This is a genomic window from Sporosarcina sp. FSL K6-3508, from assembly GCF_038615825.1.
Taxonomy (GTDB): domain Bacteria; phylum Bacillota; class Bacilli; order Bacillales_A; family Planococcaceae; genus Sporosarcina; species Sporosarcina newyorkensis.
This window is the reverse complement of sequence record NZ_CP152016.1, coordinates 329817-351398: the sequence shown is the minus strand read 5'-3', so window position 1 is coordinate 351398 and position 21582 is coordinate 329817. Positions and strand designations below refer to the sequence as shown.

18 protein-coding genes and 1 pseudogene are annotated in these 21582 nt (G+C 44.5%); 6 read left to right on the top strand and 13 right to left on the bottom strand.

The annotated features are described in order from the left end of the window. Positions 1 to 9 precede the first annotated feature (9 nt). The gene (locus MKX97_RS01690; RefSeq protein ID WP_340758062.1) at positions 10 to 1605 is read right to left on the bottom strand and encodes an acyl-CoA dehydrogenase family protein; all 1596 of its coding nucleotides are present in this window, start codon (positions 1603 to 1605) and stop codon (positions 10 to 12) included. Positions 1606 to 1902: 297 nt separating this feature from the next. On the opposite strand from MKX97_RS01690, the gene MKX97_RS01685 reads away from it, so the two are divergent. The 4 genes from MKX97_RS01685 to MKX97_RS01670 all read left to right on the top strand — a co-directional run bounded on the left by MKX97_RS01685 (position 1903) and on the right by MKX97_RS01670 (position 6998). Next, positions 1903 to 3033 carry a polysaccharide deacetylase family protein gene (locus MKX97_RS01685; protein WP_176132527.1) on the top strand — a complete coding sequence of 377 codons (1131 nt, stop codon included), beginning with the start codon at positions 1903 to 1905 and terminating at the stop codon, positions 3031 to 3033. A 420-nt stretch (positions 3034 to 3453) separates the two neighbouring features. After that, complete coding sequence (locus tag MKX97_RS01680) at positions 3454 to 3957, top strand: DUF2243 domain-containing protein (RefSeq protein WP_009766428.1); 504 nt, start codon at positions 3454 to 3456, stop codon at positions 3955 to 3957. Then, the gene (locus MKX97_RS01675) at positions 3917 to 4732 is read left to right on the top strand and encodes a cytochrome c oxidase assembly protein (protein ID WP_342536768.1); all 816 of its coding nucleotides are present in this window, start codon (positions 3917 to 3919) and stop codon (positions 4730 to 4732) included. The genes MKX97_RS01680 and MKX97_RS01675 overlap by 41 nt, the downstream gene beginning before the upstream one ends. Before the next feature lie 214 nt (positions 4733 to 4946). Then, positions 4947 to 6998 carry a catalase gene (locus MKX97_RS01670; RefSeq protein ID WP_040759037.1) on the top strand — a complete coding sequence of 684 codons (2052 nt, stop codon included), beginning with the start codon at positions 4947 to 4949 and terminating at the stop codon, positions 6996 to 6998. A gap of 110 nt (positions 6999 to 7108) precedes the next feature. Here MKX97_RS01670 and MKX97_RS01665 read toward each other — a convergent pair whose 3' ends face one another. From MKX97_RS01665 to MKX97_RS01655, 3 genes and pseudogenes are all read right to left on the bottom strand, one after another. Then, positions 7109 to 8659, bottom strand: coding sequence for an arylsulfotransferase family protein (locus MKX97_RS01665; protein WP_342536766.1), 1551 nt, complete (start codon positions 8657 to 8659; stop codon positions 7109 to 7111). Between the two features lie 100 nt (positions 8660 to 8759). Next, a complete protein-coding gene (locus MKX97_RS01660) occupies positions 8760 to 10208 on the bottom strand; it encodes a bifunctional metallophosphatase/5'-nucleotidase (RefSeq protein ID WP_009766433.1) in 1449 nt (482 codons plus the stop codon). A gap of 174 nt (positions 10209 to 10382) precedes the next feature. Next, positions 10383 to 11066 (bottom strand): annotated as a pseudogene (locus MKX97_RS01655) (acetate uptake transporter). Between the two features lie 290 nt (positions 11067 to 11356). On the opposite strand from MKX97_RS01655, the gene MKX97_RS01650 reads away from it, so the two are divergent. Beyond that, entirely contained in the window at positions 11357 to 12142 is a 786-nt protein-coding gene (locus tag MKX97_RS01650; RefSeq protein WP_342536765.1) for an arylamine N-acetyltransferase, read from the top strand. 150 nt (positions 12143 to 12292) lie between these two features. On the opposite strand, the gene MKX97_RS01645 is transcribed toward MKX97_RS01650, so the two are convergent. Both MKX97_RS01645 and MKX97_RS01640 read right to left on the bottom strand, forming a co-directional pair. Then, positions 12293 to 12970 (bottom strand): diphthine--ammonia ligase, encoded by a 678-nt coding sequence (locus MKX97_RS01645; protein ID WP_078817541.1) that lies wholly within the window; start codon positions 12968 to 12970, stop codon positions 12293 to 12295. Further along, entirely contained in the window at positions 12967 to 13959 is a 993-nt protein-coding gene (locus MKX97_RS01640) for a GNAT family N-acetyltransferase (protein ID WP_340758058.1), read from the bottom strand. Before MKX97_RS01640 ends, MKX97_RS01645 begins: the two co-directional genes overlap by 4 nt. A gap of 161 nt (positions 13960 to 14120) precedes the next feature. Between MKX97_RS01640 and queC the strand changes: the two genes are divergently transcribed. Further along, positions 14121 to 14774 (top strand): 7-cyano-7-deazaguanine synthase QueC, encoded by a 654-nt coding sequence (queC, locus tag MKX97_RS01635; protein WP_342536764.1) that lies wholly within the window; start codon positions 14121 to 14123, stop codon positions 14772 to 14774. Between the two features lie 79 nt (positions 14775 to 14853). Here queC and MKX97_RS01630 read toward each other — a convergent pair whose 3' ends face one another. The 7 genes from MKX97_RS01630 to MKX97_RS01600 form a co-directional block, all read right to left on the bottom strand. Next, positions 14854 to 15273 carry a hypothetical protein gene (locus MKX97_RS01630; protein WP_009766439.1) on the bottom strand — a complete coding sequence of 140 codons (420 nt, stop codon included), beginning with the start codon at positions 15271 to 15273 and terminating at the stop codon, positions 14854 to 14856. Positions 15274 to 15393: 120 nt separating this feature from the next. Beyond that, on the bottom strand, positions 15394 to 15912 hold the full coding sequence (locus MKX97_RS01625) for a PCYCGC domain-containing protein (protein ID WP_221837169.1): 519 nt from the start codon (positions 15910 to 15912) through the stop codon (positions 15394 to 15396). Positions 15913 to 15996: 84 nt separating this feature from the next. After that, positions 15997 to 17382, bottom strand: a complete 1386-nt coding sequence (gene fumC, locus MKX97_RS01620; protein ID WP_009766441.1) for a class II fumarate hydratase — start codon at positions 17380 to 17382, stop codon at positions 15997 to 15999. Positions 17383 to 17661: 279 nt separating this feature from the next. Beyond that, on the bottom strand, positions 17662 to 18879 hold the full coding sequence (locus tag MKX97_RS01615) for a multidrug effflux MFS transporter (RefSeq protein WP_009766442.1): 1218 nt from the start codon (positions 18877 to 18879) through the stop codon (positions 17662 to 17664). Between the two features lie 334 nt (positions 18880 to 19213). Then, positions 19214 to 20296 (bottom strand): ATP-binding protein, encoded by a 1083-nt coding sequence (locus tag MKX97_RS01610; protein ID WP_078817545.1) that lies wholly within the window; start codon positions 20294 to 20296, stop codon positions 19214 to 19216. Then, entirely contained in the window at positions 20289 to 20972 is a 684-nt protein-coding gene (locus tag MKX97_RS01605) for a response regulator transcription factor (protein WP_078817546.1), read from the bottom strand. The genes MKX97_RS01610 and MKX97_RS01605 overlap by 8 nt, the downstream gene beginning before the upstream one ends. A gap of 37 nt (positions 20973 to 21009) precedes the next feature. Continuing rightward, on the bottom strand, positions 21010 to 21579 hold the full coding sequence (locus tag MKX97_RS01600; protein ID WP_078817547.1) for a TlpA disulfide reductase family protein: 570 nt from the start codon (positions 21577 to 21579) through the stop codon (positions 21010 to 21012). Between the last annotated feature and the right edge of the window lie 3 nt (positions 21580 to 21582).

Genomic DNA, 21582 nt, shown 5'->3' with positions numbered 1-21582 from the left:
AACACCCCTCTATAAGTTATTCAGTATTTCCTCTCTTAAAATCGGTTGCTCTTCAAAAGGTTTCGTCACAGCTTGTTGAAATGACAAAAACAGTTCCTCCCATAACGATTCCCAATTCATCGCAGCCATCTTATTGAATGGGGTCGGAGCTTCCATAATATTAATCCCCATGATCGCCTCGATGCGCGAAGTATATTGTGTCACATCTATTAGAGATAGATGCGGAAACATGGTTTCTAAAACCGTCTCAATCGGTACGGTTTTACGCAGCCGGAAAAGATCCCGATAAATTTGTGTCAGCAATACATTTCGCGGTCCTTCCCATAGTTCATTGACAAGACTATCCCGAAACAATCTCGGTATGGCTGAAAAATCTTCTATTGCACCATGCCCGCCGAAAAGGGATATTGCCAACCGTAAATGATCGACAGCTTCTTTGGCAGCATATATTTTCTGCAGTAAAATCAATTCCCGCAAAGCAAACTGCTGCAGCTCATCGTAGTCATCTTGCTCCAAAAACATCTTATACAGATGAAACGCTGTAGCCGTCATTCGCTTTGCTGCCCCTTCGAGTTCTTCCAGTTGTGCAGCTGCCATCGGAAAACCATCAATCGTCCGGTCGAACACATGGCGGAAGCGCGCATAAAGCTTCGCCTCTCTAGCTGCACGCATGACAAATGCTGCACTGGCAAAGCCGATGTCCAAGCGAGAACGCGTCAGAACGATGCCGACCGCTAAAGCAACCCCACGGTCTTCAGGTCCAATTCGGTATGCTACCGCCCCTTCATAATCAATTTCTCCGGAAGGAAGCTCACTTGTGCCCAATTTCCATTTTAATCGATTAATGCGGTAGCCATTCCGTAGTTCTTTCTCTTTGTCTCCTGGCAAATAGGAGGGCACAACAAATACGGCAATATTCTCCGTACCTTCTATTTTTGCCGTTACTACCGAATAATCAGCATGCACAGCGGAACAGAAAAATTTATTGCCATACAATAGATAATGCGTATCCATCGGTACCGCCTCTAGTAGATTGGCAGGAATGTTCGAACCTCCTTGGATCTCCGACATGAATTGCGCGCCAATAGCGAAGTTCCCATCGATCCCTTCTTTTGCATGTGTGTGAATCTCTTTGACCTCATTTGGAACTTCTTCATAAAATGCTTCAATCAATTCAATCAGACCATCCGTACATGCTACAGGACATGTAATTCCTGCTTCACCATTCCCATGTAGGAGATAGCGTTTCATAATTCCTTCGTAAGTAAGTTGTTTCATTGAAAATAGCCCTTCACCAAATACTTCTTCTGTGAGTTTAAGCGCTTCCGCCGGACGAACAATGCGATCAATTCGGCGATTGTATGCATCATATTGACGCAACTTCGGATGATTTTCGGGTCTGGCAATTTCATTGACCGTCGCTCGCCACGAAGTGGAAAGTTTGTTTGCGAATGGTTGAAGTCTGCGATGCATCTCCCCCCAATCTTCTTTAGACAAATTCGACAACACCTCCACTAAAAAAGGATTGTCCAAATCATCCAATGTATCCTTTACAGCCAAGAACGAGTCAAATGTATATTGGGGATTCTTCTTTACGCAAAACATAGTAATACCTCCTATTACAGAATATTCTACCATCTAAATTTCGAAAGTAAACAGCGTTTACCCATGTTTTTAGAATAATAGTTTTTAATGAAGATACGAAAAAGTTATCTAACCAACTACTTGTGCCGGAAGGTTTCCGGAGAGGTTGGCACCGATTTCTCCAAAGTAAATAACTTAATTGTTTTCGCTAAAAATTTAGACTATTGTATGTTGCGATGAGTATAGGAGATTTCATAGATTTGTCGAAAGATACTAAATTACGATTACGACCTACTCTATACGAAATGAGGGATGAAAATGAAAAAAAGAATCTGGGGATTGCTCGGAGTATTATTCGCCTCGCTTCTAATTCTCGAATCTATTTCTGCAGAAGCGGCTGTTACACCTGATAAACGTTATATCGGGTTGCATGACAGGATATTACCAATTGATGACGTATCTGTTATCGGCAACAATACCCGTGTCCCTTTAGGTGAAATCGCAAAGTTCCTTTATCTGCCTTTGGAAATTGAAGACGGCGTCATGCATGTACGTAAAAGAGGCGTCGACTATACGTATGACTATGCAACTAAGGAAACGAGGAAAGACGGCATTCTCCAGACCAGTTCACCGATTGTTGAGCTGAATGGAAAATTGTATATTACGGTCACATACATCGCGGACGAACTGGGCTTCAAAACACATTACTTCCCTAAATTTAAGACACTGCGGATTTATCGCGATGATTACAAACATATGCCGCATGTAAATTTCGAATCCGTCATCAAGATGCACATGCAAGCAAAGCCGGAAGCCAGTGGCAAAGCGAATGTCTATCTCACATTTGACGATGGACCGAATCGATTCACATCTGCCAATACCGCCATCTTGAAAAAGTATAACGTCAAAGGAACCTTTTTCTTCATTGGAAATCAAATGAAGGATCAACGAAAAATTGTCAAAGAGACAGCAGCAGCCGGTCATTATATCGGCTCACACAGTATGACGCATGACGCCAATAAGGTCTATCAGACTACAAAAAGTTTCATGGATGAGATGAATAAAGGGCTTAGGCTGATTGAGCAAATCACTGGAAACGATACCAAGTTGGTGCGTGTTCCTTATGGCAGCAAGCCGTATGTGACTGCAGCTATGCGAAATGAGCTCATCCGCTACGATTATAAACTATGGGACTGGAACGTTGATTCGGAGGATTGGAAATATACGAACCAACAGGCGGGACGCATCGTGAAAAACATTCAAACAAGCGTGAAGAAAGCCTATGCAACAGGTAATCGGAACATCGTGATTCTCATGCATGACCGCAGCCAAACCACAAAAGTCCTTCCCGAGATCATTGAATGGCTTCAAGCGCAAGGTTATGTCTTGAAGCCATATGATCCTGCACATCATACGGTGAACAACTTTTATGCCGATAAACGTTTGTGATAAACGCTAAGTCCTTATGTATATATGTATTACCAGGCCCCCAAACTTTACAGATTTGGGGGCCTGGTAGTTTATTCAAGAAGAGGCTTTATCATGACATGGAAGCTTAGCAGAAATTGCTGCAATCACAATAACGATTACTATAAACTTCCAATATTCTGTCGGTAGAATTTGCAGCTGCTTCCATAATATTCTGCTGAACAATAACATATAGCCCCTGATTATTACATTTCAGTAATCGGATTAAACTTCATTTTATAGATTCCTTTATCTTTCTTTGCATTTAACAGCCCTTTTGAGATAAGTGAAATCCCTTCGTGTCCTCCACCAATTTATTCCCAAAACTCTCCAAACTTGGTTTAACCGCCTATTCTTTTGGTAATAATTAAGTATAAACACCATAAAGGCGGCGACTCTTATATGACTATAAAGAAAGTAACCAACTGGACGAATCGTTCGAAGTTCGCTAGTAAGAACTTATGGGCAGGCATATTGTTTGGGCTCGGCTTTGTAGCTTTCTTGGACGAGACTCTTTTTCATCAGTTGCTGCATTGGCATAAGTTTTATGATAAATCGACGATCGCAGTCGGTTTGGTTTCAGATGGATTGTTTCACGCGTTCAGCTGGTTTGCAACAGTCGGCGGCTTATATTTGGTCGCCGATTTACGGAGGCGAGATGCATTATGGCATAAAATGTTTTGGGGAGGAAAACTGCTTGGTGGTGGGGCCTTTCAGCTATACGACGGCACGATACAACATAAAGTCATGCGAATTCACCAAATACGCTACAATGTCGATATCGTCCCGTATGACTTGGTTTGGAATATTAGCGCTGTACTCATGATTTTGGCGGGAGTTTGGCTATTAAGGTCGGCAAGACAGGATGAGCGGATGGCAGGAAGTGGGGAACTTCATGTTGCATGATTTTCCGTTCCCTTTTACCGATGTCTTATTTGGCATTCCAGCAGTGTTGGCTATCGTGCTTTATCTTGCAGGAGTTTTCAAGAACAATCGGCACGCATCTCGGCGCCAATGGCCATGGATTCGTACTATGTTCTGGTTTTTTGGTGTTTTACTCTCGGCGAGCGCCGTGATTGGACCAATTGCCGAAGCTTCCCACGGGAACTTCACTGTGCATATGATGGGCCATTTATTCCTTGGAATGCTCGGTCCCCTTCTACTGGCTCTTGCGGCTCCGATGACACTGTTGTTGCGCGTGCTCTCAGTCCATCATGCAAGGCAGCTGTGCCGCTTGCTGAAAAGCCGACTCTCAAAATTTTATACTCACCCTGTTACCGCTACCTTCCTCAACATCGGCGGACTTTGGCTGTTGTATACTACCGACTTGTATATGACTATGCACCACCAACTCTGGCTACATGTTCTCGTTCATATCCATGTATTTGTGGCGGGCTATTTATTCACCATTTCCTTACTGTACATCGACCCGGTTTTCCATCGTTTCAGCTACATTTACCGGACTCTAGTCTTTATTGTTGCTCTTGCAGGACACGGGATCTTGTCCAAATACATTTATGCTTACCCTCCAGAAGGCGTACCTCTTGATCAAGCACGCACAGGGGCCATGCTTATGTATTACGGAGGAGATGCTGTTGATCTCGTCATCATTATTCTTTTATTCAAAAAATGGTTTCAGGCTACACGTCCCCGAACACGAGCAGTTTCGGTCACCGCGTAACAAAGTTTTAGAAAACAGGCACCTGCACCTATGCAGCAGTGTCTGTTTTTTTGCGGATTCACTTATTAACTGTAAACTACTACAGTTTAATAAAGTCTCTTTCGGGGAAGATGTGTAGTCAAAGGGATATCTAGCGGGATGAATTCTTGCTAGTCTCATAACTTTTTGACGCTTGATTGCACTCAAAAAATTAAAAGAGAAGGATGATGAAGAGATGGATCAGAACCATAAGAATAAAGACAGTAAAGACGAACAACTGGAACAATTCCGCCAAACAAATACCGGACCCGATAAGCAAATGACCGAGGAAAGCGGAATGAAAGTTTCAGACGATCAAAAGTCGTTGCGTGCCGGTAAGCGGGGGCCGCTTCTAATGCAAGACTTTCATTTCTATAAAAAACAATCTCATTTCAACCGTGAACGGATTCCCGAAAAAGTTGTGCACGCACGCGGGTTCGGAGTTTACGGAGACTTTGAACTGTATGAGTCGATGAAAGACTATACAGTGGCGAAATTCTTGCAAGAACCAGGGAAGAAAACACCTCTTTTCGTCCGCTTTTCCAATTTCGTAGGGAACCGGGGATCGAAGGACACGGCAGTTGATATCCGGGGTATAGCGATCAAGTTTTATACGGAAGAAGGAAACTATGATCAGCTTTCATTGCAATTCCCTGTCTTCATCCTAAGCGATCCAATGAAATTCATGGATGTATCACACGCGGCAAAACCTGAACCAAAAACACATATTCCACAAGCAACCGTTGGGCATGATAATTTTTGGGATTATGTAGTGAGTAATCCTGAATCTGCGCATATGGTCATGTGGCTGATGTCAATGCGTGGCCGTCCTAGAAGCTGGAGAATGATGGAGGCTTATCCAATCAACACATTCCGTTTCGTCAATGAAAAAGGGATCTCGACGTTCGTTCGGTTTATTTGGAAACCGAAGTTAGGTGTGCATTCCTTGAAACTCGATGAAGCAAACATGATCGGCGGAGTAGACGCAGACTTCCATCGTCGTGATATTATCGAGGCAATTGAAAGCGGGTCCTATCCAGAATACGAACTTGGCGTGCAGCTGATCGCTGAAGAAGATGAATTCAAGTATGATTTCGATATTTTGGATGACACCAAACTTTGGCCCGAGGAAGAAGTTCCACTGAAAATAATCGGAAAGATGACGCTGAACCGTCTCATGGACAATTTCTTTGCGGAAGAAGAACAATCCGCATTTAACCCGTCTAATCTGGTTCCAGGTATTGAGTTCTCGAATGATCCTGTCTTGCAAGGCCGTTCATTCGCCTATCGGGATACTGAACTGTATCGTCAGAACTCTCCAAATTATGAGGAACTGCCGGTGAACCGCCCGATTGCGGATGTCGCCAACAACTTCCGTGACGGCTATCAGAAGCATCCGATCGATACCGACAACGTCCATATGCACAGCAATTCATTGGCTGGAAATACGCCAGCTGAAACACCGCCTGAACAAGGTGGCTATGAAAACTATCCAAAAACAGTGGAAGGACATGTGACGCGGGAACATCCAAGCGATTCATTCGAGGATTATTATACACAAGCCAGAATCTTTTGGAACAGCTTGTCTGAGCCTGAGAGATTGGACCTGATCGAGTCATTCAGTTTCCACTTAGGAAGCGTAAAGAGCAAGGAAGTACGTGAGATGAATGTAGAGATGTGGGCCAATGTCGATACCGAGATGGCGGGTATGATTGCGGATAATATTGGGGTCGAGCGTCCAAAAAACAAACACGTAGATGTAGACAAAAGCTATGCATCACTTAGTCAGCTGAACTCTCCTCATTCTGCAATGACGCAGAAGGTCGGCGTGCTGATCGGTGAAGGGTTTAACGGAAAAGAGGTTAAAGAGACGCTTGACACCCTTAAAGAAAATGGTGTTATGGTGGAAATCATTGCTGAAAAACTTGGTTCAGTCACTGGTGAAGACGGTACAGTTCTTGAGCCTACTAAAACATTCCTAACCGTTCACCCGTCCCTGTTTGATGCAATCTATATCGCAGGCGGAAAATCCCAAAACCAACTGAAATTCGATCAGATTATTTTCGATTTTGTGCGCATGCAATATATGCACCTGAAGCCAATCGGAGTTTCTAGCGGCAAGGATTCCTATATTGCACAGACCGAACACAACAACGGAATCGGCGTCGTATCAGCAACTGATAACCCAGATTTCGCCAATCAATTTGTCGCAGCCATCGCTCAAAAACGTTTCTGGGATCGAACATAAGTATACGAAAACCCATGACATGAAGCAGCCGAGCATCACGAAAAACCTTGGAATCGGGAAAGTAATTTCTCGTTTCTAAGGTTTCTTTATTGCGGTTTTCGAAGTAGTTCTTAGCTCCATGAAGACTTGCAGCCTAAATTAACCCAAGAAATCGGTGCACAAACCATCCGCGACTTGCCAATCACAGCACCAACATCATCTAATGCACAGACTTGAAAATACGGACAAACACCATCTAATTTCACAGTTGTCTCAAATCCGTTTCGTTCCTTAAAAGCTACAACCGCCATTGCATAGGGGTTCCAACCAGCCAGCACCTTCCAGGCCTCCACTTCTGTAGCACCATTCCACGACATATAAATAATCGCAATTTGTTTCCCATACACCCCCACCCTCATATCAGGTGGTTCAAGCGGCAGTCCAACCCATTCATTTTTAAATGCTCTGTACGTAAAATTATCGCCTGGAAAATGCATATCGTAAATCATATGCAAAGCCGGATTCCCCTCCGTATTGCCGGCATATTTGAATTCAGAAACATAAGGTCCCTGTCCCCAGCCGATCAACTGGTTGCCGTTGGGCAGTTGTTGCATATTCCCCTGATGGGATGCATGAATAGGAGGATCATGAAAATAGGTCCGGTCCACCTTTGCTGTCATGTGCTGCTCATCAAGCTGTAAAATCAAGCCACGCGACGCACCAGCAGGCGGTGAGTCCGGTGTGGCACAGCACGCATTATCAAAGAGGCTGATTCGGTTCTCCTTTCGGTATCTTGCATGATGCTGCCACGAGAACTCTGCGCCCTGCTCGAAGGTAAAATCACTCTGTTTTCCGCCAAGCTGCCAGATAATCTCTCCTGTTACCTTATCGATATGATAAATAGCAGACATATTCCGCATACTGATCAGCAGAGTATGATCCGGCCCTTCCTCCACCGAATTCACATGGAAACAATCCCAAATTCCCTTGCTTTCTGCTGCAGCAGTAACAGGAACCATCGAATTTGCCGGGTCGACATGCGCAAGCACATCCCATTCATACAGCAGCTCACCTGTAGACAAATCAACTTCCTGTATTGCAAAATTATCAATATAGCCTTTCGCCGGTCCTCCATAAACAGTCAAATCGGCAGGTACTTGCTTCACTGCGGTAAACAAGGCTGTATTTCGTTCGGTAATGGTAAACTCATGCACATCCGCAGTGTATCCATTTTGCGCCTCTACTGTCTCTATCAACTGGTAATGCTGATTGAAGATCTGGAAGACCGCGCCAGGCAGCGGGTCGCCGATAGGAAGACGAGGATTGGCAGATTCCGTACCAGAAATCGTTCCATGCCATGTCGTTAGGACTGGTAGCCCATGATAGACTTGCATCCTGAAATTCCTATTCTGTTTTTCGGGAGTATCCGATTTGAACCAGACCGGGTTACCTGCTTCATCCAGGATCAATGCACCCGTCTGCCCCACCATATTTTCTCCATACATCGTATACGGGGCCACGAATAGGTAGCCCTGTTCTGTCCCTGGCTCATGCACATTCACGGTTACCTTCATCGGCTGCAAATGTGGCGCTGAGACGAAATGCCATACTTGCGAATCCGTTATGTGCTTGTCGTCCTCAAAAAAGTGCTTTGATTCGAATTGATTCCTTCGCATTGTCATCTACATCACCTGATTAGTTTAATAGGAGCTTGCTAATGTATATGCAATGCATGTAACCATTAGTCGGTCAGGTTGCAAGGATAATTAAATACTTTTCCACTTATATCAATGTCACTGTCCCACGCAATGATGCTTCAATCGTCCGATTCTTTATCACATATTCCTTCAACGCGTCTACCGCATGAATTTCCAAATTCCTGCGATCCTTTCCGTAAGAATGCGGCACACCTTGCATCGTGATAAAAGCTACATTGTACAGCCGATCCATTGCGACAGGTTCATTGCCAACAAATAAACTTTGCATTCGCTGACCGCTTGGGTTTTCCAATTTAGCGTAAAGATTCAGGCCGAGGACTCTCTTTACATAGCCGCCCATTTGATGGTACGGATTTCTCGAAAACGTCACTTCAAGACTTTTCTCCATCAACTCCCATATCTCTTTTCCCTTCAATGTAACGGTTGATATGGGCGGATTTACAGGAATGATGTTCCATATATCATTCATCGTCAGTTCGCCTGGCGGAATAGGAGCGCCATATCTCCAGCCGTTTGAAAATGCCACTTCAGCTTTCGTATAGTCAAGCAATCCTTTCAGCAGGAAATTGTCCATTGTGCTTTCCAAAATGGCATGACGGTGCAATCCAGTTTCTGTCGCGCCGATTACTTCATCTAACTGATTGCGATACGGCCTCATTCCTTCATCCACTATTTTTTTCATGGCTTTATCTTCCGGTATTTGTTCATCCATCAAGACCAGTTGATGATCGTGCTCTACAATTTGTTTGTTCTTTACTACGAGATCCAGCCGTCCTACAAATGAGCCGTGACATCCCGATTGAATAATAATCGTATCATTGACGGTGACCGGTTCATACAGCCGATTATGTGTATGCGCGCTCAGCAACACTTGGATACCGTCCACTTCTTCTGCCAATTGAATATCTTGGGGCAATCCCAAATGCGAAAGCACAACAATCAAATCCACATTCTGTTCCTTTTTCAACTTCTGGATATAGTCAGGCAGTTCCTCGTTCCCCAGCGTAAAATAAACACCTTCACTAAAATTTGGCGGCATCACTTTATCGACAATCGTTGCCGCAATTCCAATCACGCCTATTTTCAGGTCATTTACTTCTTTCACTAGAAAAGGAGGGAATGCCAATCTGTTTGTCTTTTTGTCATAGCAATTAATGGCGAGCATTGGATATCCCAACGAAGCAACCAACTCCTGTAAGTAATCAGGACCATACGCAAAATCCCAATGTCCTGTCATCGCATCTATGCCCATCTCCCGCAAAATCGGCAATAGAATCTGCCCTTTCGTATCCACTACAGGATGCGTCCCATGAAACGTATCGCCACCATCGAACAGCAATACCGAACCATTGCGTTCCTTATGAACTTGACGAATATAGCCTGCCATTCGAGCATACCCACCGACTTGTGTATAGACCGATTCATTCCCTTCATAAAAATGTTCCCAATGCTCTTCCAAATACCCATGTACGTCATTGATTTGTAATAGAGTCAACTTTTTCTTATCTTGCATACCGATAGACCTCCTTAACAGGTTCTGTCCTTTTACTTTTCCCGGTTAGGAGAGGGGTTACACTTATTCTCACATTCACAGTCTCAAACAAAAAAAGACGCCTACATAGAAAGTAAACGCCTCATTCGGTTTGATTAATTTACTCACCTAATGTTTTAACTGAACCTTTACGATTCAGCTGAATGTATTTAAATCGCTGCTTACTGGAGTAGAATGTGCAGGTTTGACTGCTGCTTCATCCGCTTTCTTAAAGAGCCCGAACGGCTTACCCACCGGTAGAAGCTCTCTTTCGATATGTTCATTCAAGACCGCAGCGGCAGCTTCATAAAATAATAATAATGAAATGCTCAGTTCCGAATAAGCGGCTTATTGTTGTGGGAATGCACCCAAAACTCCATAACTGTCGAGAGCCAGCCCGATAAATAGAAAGTTGATGCAGAAAAATATGAAGAATATGACCTTATGCGTTTCCATCGCTCCAATCGTCATGAATAGCATAAAAATCAGATAACCGACGAATGCAAAACCCAATTGTTTGGGGTCTACACCTGCAGCCAGCGTTTCCCCGAATATACCTCTTTCAATCATCCACGAGGAGGCGACGGCCAGCCAAAACAATCTGTATGCGCCAAAAGCGGTCGCACCAAATGTGTTATTCAGTTTCGAGTCGTTAATGCAGGCAATTAGTTGCGCAAATCCACCTAAAAATATTGCCCAAGGGATAACAAACGAAACATCTGTAGTGAGTCATAATTTTTGCGAAGAAGCTACGAGCGTGACCATCGCCAATCCAAATAGCCCGATTGCGGATGGATCTGCCGTAAAGACATTCACTTGTTCTGTTTTATACATACTCATGACACCCTGATTAAATAAACAAACCCTGGATATAAAATCACTTATTACTGTTTGTTCAACCAGTTATCAGTATACTTTTCCGATAATTATATGGATTACACAATATATAGGAACTGCAGAATGAGATTAATTCCATAGCAATTCTAAACTCGATGAGAATTTCGCTTAAATCAACCGATCCCTTCTAACCACTTTCGATCTGCCATTTAGAAGTTTGGGAAAGTCTTTTTATCTGCTATACTAGCCTCAATCAAACAACCGAATAAAAGTGTAGAAAGGAAGATTCACTCATGCCACAACGAATTATTGAACGATTGGTACAGCTAGGATACAGTCAATCAGAAAACCCGATTCAGCAAATAAGCTGTGTCCAACGATTATTCGCCCAGCTGTTTGAATTCGAAAATTTGGATGTCCTATTGAAGAATGAAGAGCCAATCACGGAGCAGTTTTTATTGGATAAGATGGTGAATGCAGAACGCGGAGGTCTTTGCTACGAACTAAACGGCTTACTGCATATCGTCTTGCGTAAATTGAGTTTTAACGTATCTCTCGCAGCCGCCACAGTATGGACAGGACAAGAATGGGGCTTGGACCGCACACATACGATCAATTTATTCGAATATAAAGAGAACCTATACCTGATTGACAGCGGGTCGGGAAATAATTTGGCGTTGGCGCCGCTCGCGTTAGATGGCAGAACAATCACTTCCCCGTCAGGAAGCTATCGCCTACGTTCGCAGAAAACGGAGAAAGGGTCCATGTTATGCGAACGACGGTCTGAAGAAGGCTGGACAAAGCATTGCGCTTTTGAACCGGACATCGTCGGCTGGGAGGATCTGAATCGGGTTAAAGAATTGATTCATACTCATCCCGATTCCCCATTCAATAAGACAATGCTGGTCGCTAAGACAGTGGAAGATGGCACTTTCTCAATCAATAAAGAACGCTTTTCGCGCAAGTGGATGGACGGACGCACAAAGACGATCCGTTTTGATCAGCGGTCTGATTTACTGGAACAGGTGAAGCTCCATGCAGCGCCTGGAGTGTATGATGCGGCAGTGGAACTATCGTGAAATCGGGAAACACTCCAAAATCTCGCTGTAACGAACCAAAGTGACATTGCACCGCACCAAAGTATCGATCAACCGATCCAAAGTCCATCCGGACCGCACATTCTTCCTTTGCCCCAGCCAAGTCCATAAACAAAAAACTTCCACAATTGCCTATTCAGCTTGTGGAAGTTTTTCATCTAATTTACACATTGAAAACACATAGCCATCTTTCTCAACAGTCTCCCCCATCTTCAATGGAATCCGCTCCTTGAAAATAGGTCCATCGACAACAACGGTATGGAACTCTCCCGATTCGCCGCAGCTATCGATGCCAAGTGCTTCAAGTTCATCCATTAATTCAATCGTGAAGCGTCTGCCAAGGAATTCGGCTGGCATCAGCTTCGTATTGACGACTACGATATATGCCTCGAATCCTTCACGAATGAATTCCTCTAACAGTTTGCGCCGAGGTTCTTCCCACAACGGATGAACCGCATCAATGCCAGCTTTTGCACACATCGATTGCACCCAGGATAGATGATCTTCTAAATCAATGTCGCCAAACACAGCCTGCGGGATGCCATGTGCCTTACAAACCCGCATAGCATCGAGAAATTGTGTCTCATAGCCCGCCCAATCTGCTTTTCGGATCATCAGGGGTACTCCGAGCTGCTTGGCTTGCGCTTGAATGATTTCTAACGGTAATGCATGGGATTTGGATTGGTTTTGTTCTTTATCGAACATTGTCCAGGACATTGCTGGAATATTTCCTGCTTTTACGGCTCGATGAACGGCAAGCGCAGAGTCCTTGCCGCCACTCCAAGATGCAACGAACTTCACGCCGGTCATTGGCCGTCCGCCCACGCAATACGTGCGTCCACTGTTCGTGCCATGCGGATCATATACGATCGGAATCCGAGCTTCGGCCAGAAATATGATGCCAGATGGTTTGCCGTATACCAATCCGTCATAATGTATTCATAGCCTGCTTTCTTCATTTGAGTGAAGCTGTGATTGGCGATCGACTTGCCGATGCCTTGTCCGCGCAGCTCGATGTTCGTAGCGGCCTGGACAAGTACCGCCGCCTGACTCGGTGTGGTCATCGCATGCCGTGCATCTGCTGGAGTATATAAATGAAAAGCAACCGGAACTCCATCCTGTTCCGCAACCCAGCTACGTGTCCCTTCTTTTCCTTCATACGCTTCGAAAGTCTCGCGCTCCTGATCAAGTGCTTCCTGCGTTATCGGCTGCCATGCCGGCGCTTTTGCCTGATGCATGCTATTCCAAGATGCCATCGTACGCAGGGCGGATTGTTCGTCTCCCACCAATTCCTTCATCGCTACCAAGCTGTTTTCTCCCGGCTGAGCGCGGTATCGTTCCAATGACAGGGCAGCAAAACGTTGTTCGAAATGAAATGATTGCTCCAGCATCTCAAGAATTAATTCGTCATTGCCGACCGGGACATCCAGTACGTGTTCAAAATAGCCATTACGTACCCACTCCGCCCCTGCTTCCGTATACAGCAAGCGTGCCAGTCGTGGATGCTCATCTTCATGAATGACAAATGAAGGATAGCCGACGTAAATTGTACGTCCGCGCATGGCATCCTGCCGATATTCGAATAACAAATAGCCGATCACATTGTCATCACGCAACGTCACAATCCCACCCATATATGGCTTACTCATTTCTTCGCGCAATCGTTTCTCCGCCTCATTTACATCTTCAAAACGTTCATGCAAAAATGAGAACCGCTGACGTTCGTCTCGATGTCTAGCGGCGAGTAATGACGCCATCTGCGATATGTACTGCTCTTCAAACTCTACAAAACGAATCAACTGAATCCCCTCCTGCCTAATTTGACTAAATTATACCATACCCTTTTTACTTTCATATGAAACGAATGGACCGGTTTGGAGGTGCGGCTATGGTATGATGGAAGCGATTAAAGAGGTTCGTGAAATCCCTCTCTAAAAAACTACTAACGGAGTGAATACATATGAAACAAGAAAAAGCAGTCGTCGTCTTCAGCGGCGGCCAAGACAGTACCACTTGCCTATTTTGGGCATTGAAACAATTTAAAGAAGTGACGACTGTGACATTTGATTATGGCCAGCGCCATCATGCAGAAATCGAATGCGCCCGCAACATTGCGGAAGAGCTTGGTGTTTCATTCAAAGTATTGGACATGACTTTGATCAATCAATTGTCCGCGAATGCGCTGACGCGGGACACTATCAAGATTACAGAAGAAGTCGGTGAATTGCCGTCCACTTTCGTTCCCGGACGTAATCACCTATTTTTCTCTTTCGCAGCGGTCTACGCTCAAGCAATCGGGGCGCGCCATCTTGTCACAGGCGTCAGTGAGACGGATTTCAGCGGCTATCCGGATTGCCGCGATACGTTCGTCAAGTCATTGAACGTAACGTTGAACTTAGCAATGGATGCAAAGTTCGTCATGCATACACCGTTGATGTGGCTCGATAAAGCAAGTGTCTGGGAATTATCCGATCAACTCGGCGCATTCGACTTCATTCAGCAGCGCACGCTTACTTGCTATAACGGTATCCCTGCTGCGGGTTGCAGAACTTGTCCCGCATGCAAACTGCGGAGTCAGGGATTGGAGGAGTATTTAGAGCGACGTGAGGCTTGATAGCTGGAATTTATTAAGCATACAAAATAAAAACTTTCTGAAACTAGTAAATAGAGGAAGGATCACAACGATCCCTCCTCTATTTCTCAATGATAGCCGCAATCCAACCTCGTATTTCATCCATCGACGCTGTAAGGGTGATTCCCAGTTTGGATTCTGTACCCATGTAGGAGTTAATATATCCTGTATCCATGAAGACAGAGAGTTCATATAAGCCTTTTTCATGCTCACATGCTTCATAAGAAAACGAGACTCCAGGAGAGAACGTGCCAAGAGTTCCTGAGTTCTCTCCGCCAATTTTATTGATTTGCTCAAGCAGCGTTTCAATATCCTCATTTAACCAAACAAAGTTGTGTGCGTAATCCAAAAAGCCATAAGAGAACGTCAATTTAAATTCAACTTCAAAAAGCGTTCCTTCCGATTCTCCGATTTTAAACACTTCATGTGTCACGGCTGTTTCACTAAATTCAAAATAGCGATCTTTCAGTATGTATTTCATAATAAAATTCCCTTTCTACCGCGACTGTGGTTTTCCCCAAAAAAAGACTGCAGACAAACTTCATAATTTCTGAAGTTCATCTGCAGCACAAAATCCTTATCCGAATAAAGGAAGTCGTTATTACGCTGGCATCGGTGTGTCTGTAGGCTTCGCATAGTCTCCGTTTCCGTATTCAGCATCAATTGCGTCACGGATTTCTTTCATTGATTTACCGTCCTGTTGCATTTGAACAGATTTCACTGCGATTTCAAGACAGACTAGGCAGCGTGTGCCATGGTCGTCCCAAACAACTGATCCGTCTTCTCGTACTTCGTCAAGGAAACAATTCATATTGCTTTTGTGACCAGCACTATCGCCGCAACCGCAGTAGCATGGCATATACTCTAGAACATCGGTCGCCTTACCAGCGACTTGATAGACCATGCGCATATCTTCCGGCTTGTCGTCCAAGAAGGATGGCAGTATGTCCGCTGAGGCAGTGATTTCCTGTAAGTCGCCGTTAGCGAGTTGTTCTACATGCCCGGCTTCAGCTCTCGCATCTTGAGGATCCGATTCTGCCGGCTTTTCCGTCGCACCGTTTCCGCAAGCAGCGAGTGCCAATGTCAATGCAGCCAATCCTGCGAGTAGTTTCTTCTTCATGTAAAGTTCGAACTCCTTAATACAGACGTGATGCCTTCAGTATACAAGGTTTGTACTATCAACAGGAGTACAATTTCGTGACAATTATTGATTGCCCGTCATTTTGCTCGGATCTACATATTCGTCAAATTGTTCTTCAGTCAATAGACCCGTGGAAAGTGCAGCTTCTTTCAGCGTCGTACCTTCTTTATGAGCTTTCTTCGCAATTTTTGCCGCATTTTCATAGCCAATGTACGGGTTCAACGCCGTAACGAGCATCAAGGAATTCTTCACTTTGTTATCGATTTCTTCGCGATTCGGTTCGATACCGACTGCACAATTATCATTGAAGCTGATCATTCCGTCTGCCAATAACTTTGCAGATTGGAGGAAGTTATAGATGATAACTGGCTTAAAGACGTTTAATTCAAAGTTCCCTTGGCTAGCCGCAAAGCCGATTGTCGCGTCGTTCCCCATCACTTGTGCGACGACCATCGTCAATGCTTCACTTTGCGTCGGGTTCACTTTACCTGGCATGATTGAGCTGCCTGGTTCGTTTTCCGGAATCGTAATTTCGCCGATGCCTGAACGCGGACCGCTAGCTAACCAACGCACGTCATTCGCTACCTTCATTAAGTCAGCAGCCAGAGCTTTCAATGCACCATGTGTGTAGACGACTTCATCATAGCTTGTCAGTGCGTGGAATTTATTCTCAGCTGAAGTGAAATCAATACCGACAGATTTCGAAATTTCCTCTGCCACTTTTTCACCGAATCCAACTGGCGCATTAAGTCCTGTACCGACTGCCGTACCGCCGATCGCAAGTTCCTTCATTGACTGCACGCTTGTTTCTAGCATGCTGCGTGTTTTCTCAAGCATCCGGTGCCATCCGCTGATTTCCTGTCCAAGTGTAAGCGGCGTCGCATCTTGCAGGTGCGTCCGGCCAATTTTAATGATGTCCTTGAAGTCTTCGGATTTCTTTTCGAATGTCTCTTTTAATTTATCGATTGCTGGAAGTACTTCACGCTCCACTGCGATAACGCCCGCCACATGTAGTGCCGTCGGGAATGTATCGTTGGAACTTTGTGATTTATTGACGTCGTCATTCGGGTGCAGGCGGTCTTCTTCTCCCCACTCCTCGAGCAGTTGATTGCCACGGTTGGCCAATACTTCATTCATATTCATATTGGATTGTGTGCCGCTTCCTGTTTGCCAAACGACTAACGGGAAGTGGTCGTCCCATTTTCCTTCGATGACTTCTTCCGCTGCTGTTTTGATGGCTTTCATTTTCGCTTCGGATAAATTGCCGAATGAATGGCTTGCGATAGCTGTTGATTTCTTCAGATGGGCAAATGCTTGGATGACGCCCAGCGGGATCCGTTCGCCGCCGATTTTGAAGTTTTGCTTACTGCGCTGTGTTTGCGCACCCCATAATTTCTCCGCAGGTACTTTAATTTCACCAAATGTGTCATGTTCAATACGATATTCCATCTTTCCATCCGCCTCTCGAAAAATAGTAATCAGACTCTCTCTCTATCATGCCTTATTTTTTCGGAAATTTGAATTAAAAAGGGTTGAGCGGGTGTATCTTGTCCTGGCACCGTTGATTGGGACTCCAGACGGCACGCTTTCCGGGGGGCGTGGCTTAAGCCGCTTCCTTCACTTCGTTCAGTCCAGGGTCTTAAGCGCACGCTGATCCCCCAGGAGTCGGCCGTCTTCCGCCCCAATCAACTAGTGACGCTTCCGAAAACTTAAAAAACCGTTCATTAACTATATAGCCAGATCGCGAAAAGCTTTCTTCACTACTGTCATAAATACGAGCAACGCACTGCTGCTGCAGGCTAAAATGACGATGCCCATTGGCCAAGCAGAGAAGTCTCCAGCCAGACCTACTAATGGGGAGACGATAGCTCCGCCGATGAAGGGCACGAGTCCGAGGAATGCGGCCGCGCTGCCTGCTGATTTCCCTTGGCTTTGCATGGCGAGTGAAAATGCAGACGTTGAGACCATTCCAACGCTTGAGACGACGATGAACAGGGCAGTTCCCATCATGAAGAGCGGCCATTCATTCCAGACAACCAACAACAAAAGGACGCTGCCTGAAAATGAGATCAATACCCCCGTCATTAGGAACTTCACTTCATGGATACGGCCTGCCAAACGCCCTGTCACTTGGGCTGCGATGATGATGCCGATGCCGTTCAAAGCAAAAAACAAAGAAAATTGCTGTGCGGATACGCCGTAGATGTTCTGTAGCACGAATGGCGATCCGGCGATATACGCAAACATGCTCGACATAACAAAGCCTTGTGTTAGCGCAATTCCCATAAACCACTTATCTTTTAATAAACCGCCGAATGTCTTGACGACGGCTAACATCCCGCCTTCAGAGCGCTGTTCGACCGGCAAAGTATCCGGCAGGAAAAGCGATGTGGCTAAAAACATCAGCAGTCCAATCCCGCCTAGGATGAAAAACACGACTTGCCATGATGCAAAGCTCAACACGGCGCCGCCCGCTATTGGAGCCATGATCGGAGCAACTCCATTGACGATGGACAAGAGTGCCATAAACTTCGTCAATTCCTTACCTGTGTATAAATCTCGCGCACATGCACGAGCTATAACAATCCCTGCTGCTCCCGTCATCCCTTGAATGAAACGCAGCAAGACAAATGTCCAGATGTTCGTGCTGAATGCACACAAGATCGAAGCTGCTGCATAGATGATCAATGTGACGACAAGCGGCTTTCGTCTTCCATAAATATCACTCATTGGTCCGAATACGAGCTGACCTGCTCCTAAGCCTATCAAACACGCAGTCAAACTTAATTGAGCAAGTGATGTGGAAGCTTGCAAATCTTCTGCCACGATCGGCAGTCCGGGTAAATACATGTCCATCGACAACGGGCCGAATGCTGTCAATGAGCCGAGCAGCAACACGAGCCAAAACGTCGGCAACGGTATTCTTTTCTGTAATTGTTTGTTCATTATACAAAACCCTTTTCTTCATTAGAATTCTCTAAGTATAGCATGCAGAACAATTGCTGATCTGTCAAAGTCAATAACCACACGTATTTCATTTTGGAACACAACAAGCCGAATTCAGTAAAAAAAGAGCAACTCAATAATTGAGATGCCCTTTCCGTATTGCACAACTTTAGTAGTGTCCCGCCTTCATTGCATAAACTGCTTATATCGTATTCCGAATAGCAAAGACATATCACAAATTCAGCATGAGCAGTAAACATCAAATTTTGAAAATGGTAAACAGCCGGAAGCACAATTGATGCATTACTTTTGTAAATACTTACATAGAAACTGACTATTCAAGCGGTATTGTGAACCAAAAAGTATGATAGTGGTTCTTTATGGAATTTAATCCAACCCGACCATTATGATGCTCGATGATCTCTTTAGAAATCGCCAGACCAAGTCCTGTTCCACCTGTCCTATGACTTCGCGGTGCGTCACCTTGATAAAACCTTTCAAACACTTTAGTTCTTTCTGCCTCTGTGATCTCTTGACCTTCACTGCTGATTGAAACCCGATAACCTTCTTCCGTAGATTCACCATGTATTATGATGGGCTCTTTCCCTTCATAATAGCGAATGGCGTTATCGATGATGTTGCTGAGAACTTGTGGGATGCCACCGTTGTATACATTTACCATTCCAACATCGGCTTCAACTATTACGGGGATACCTTTTTCCTCTAACGTCCAATGAAACATTTCAATGGATTGTTCTATCAGCAATCGCATATCTACCCGTTCTTTTTCTGTGAACGTTTGTTTCGCAACGTAATCCCATTCCTTTAATTGCTCCAGCTGCTCCACCATCGTAGTTAGACGTTTCGATTCACCGCTCAGTGCATCGAATAATTCTCTATCTCCTACAATCACACCATTACGTAAAGCAATAAGATAGCTCGTTAAATTCGACAAAGGGGTTCGGAATTCATGGGAAAGATCCGTTACAAGCTTCTGGCGAGATTGCTGATTGTTTTTCAATTGTTGCACCAATTCATTAAAATGGATGATCAATTCCCCTATTTCTCCTCTGGATTTTGTTTGGATCATATCGGGATAACGTCCTTTTTTCATGTCTTTAGTCGATTCAATCAGTTCTTCTAATGGACGGATCAACTTCCATGTTAAATAAAAATGAATGAGGCTTCCCATTAAAATGGTGGATATGCTGAATATCCATAAATATTGTAACAGGGTGGCATTAAAATGATTTTGCCGTTGTTCATCCATCGTTCCCATCCCATCCACCAGCACACAGGCTGTATTATAAATAGCGAAACTGCTCAGGATGATGAAAAGCGAGATTGCGAAGACATTCAAAAAAGTCAGCCGCCAGAGGAGCTGTTTCGGCAGAAATGTCCTGACTAACTTAATCATGCGCAAATTTATATCCCATTCCCCGTACCGTTAGAATGCGTTTAGGGGAAGAAGGAACCTCTTCGATTTTTTCTCTTAGTTTCTTTACATGAGCATCGATGGTCCGATCCAACACAACCTTATCGCCATACGGATACAATTGGTGAAGGAGGTCCTCCCGTGTCAAAACGATATTCGGATTTTCCATGAAATGAAATAATAAATTAAATTCGTGTTTCGTCAAATTTATTTTTTGATCGAAAAGCAGCACTTCTCCCTTTCTAGGTTTGATGCATAGCCCATCGTAAGCAATCTTTTGGCAGAACTGACCGGTTCTTCGCAAGACCGCCTCCACATGTGCAAGGAGTTCATCCGGATCAAACGGTTTTGTCATATAATCATCGGCACCCATTCGCAATCCGTTAATTTTATCATTCGTATGGACTTTCGCAGAGAGCATAATAATAGAAACTTCATTTAACCCTTGGTCTTTCACCCACTTACAGTATTCTTCCCCACTGCATTTTGGCAGCATCAGATCTAGTACAATCAAACAAGGATGATGCATTAGGAAAAGTTCTTTCGCTTCTTCGCCATCGACCGCCGCAATTACATCGTATCCGTCTTTTTTCAAATAGATGCAAATTAATTCACGGATTAGCTGATCATCTTCAACTACCAATATTGTCTGCTTCACCTGATCACCTCCTCGTTATTGTACAATCGTTAAGTCCTTATTTCATCTTCTCCACTTCTTGTACCATCAAATCATAATTTATTGCCCCAAGTGCAACGAATTGGATTCGGCCAGCCGAATCAATCATGTACGTTGTAGGATACGCATAGACGCTATATAGATTGCTCACTTCTGAGCTTCTGTCCATTAAGACAGGAAATGTCAGCCCATATTCCTCCACAAATGGAGCGACCACTTCTTCATTGTTTTCTGTAGATGTTAGATTGACTGCCAATATTTCAACATCCAAGTTACTTTTCGTATACAACTTTTGCATATCAGGCATCTCAGCTCTGCAGGGCGGACACCAAGTCGCCCAAAAATTCAATAAAACCCGCTGTCCTTTATAATCTGATAATTGGACTGTCTTCCCTTCCAATGTCTTCAATTCAAAGTCAGGTGCCAATTGGCCACGCTGAATTCCGATTTCATTGGAATCTACTGGACTAGAAACCTCTGCCTGAAGCGGTCGGCCCTTTGCTGTTTCCTTTTTTGAAAAGGAAAAGTCATAAACGGCCCAACCGACCAAGACCATTACAACAGCTAGTAACACCATGCTCTTCTTCACTCA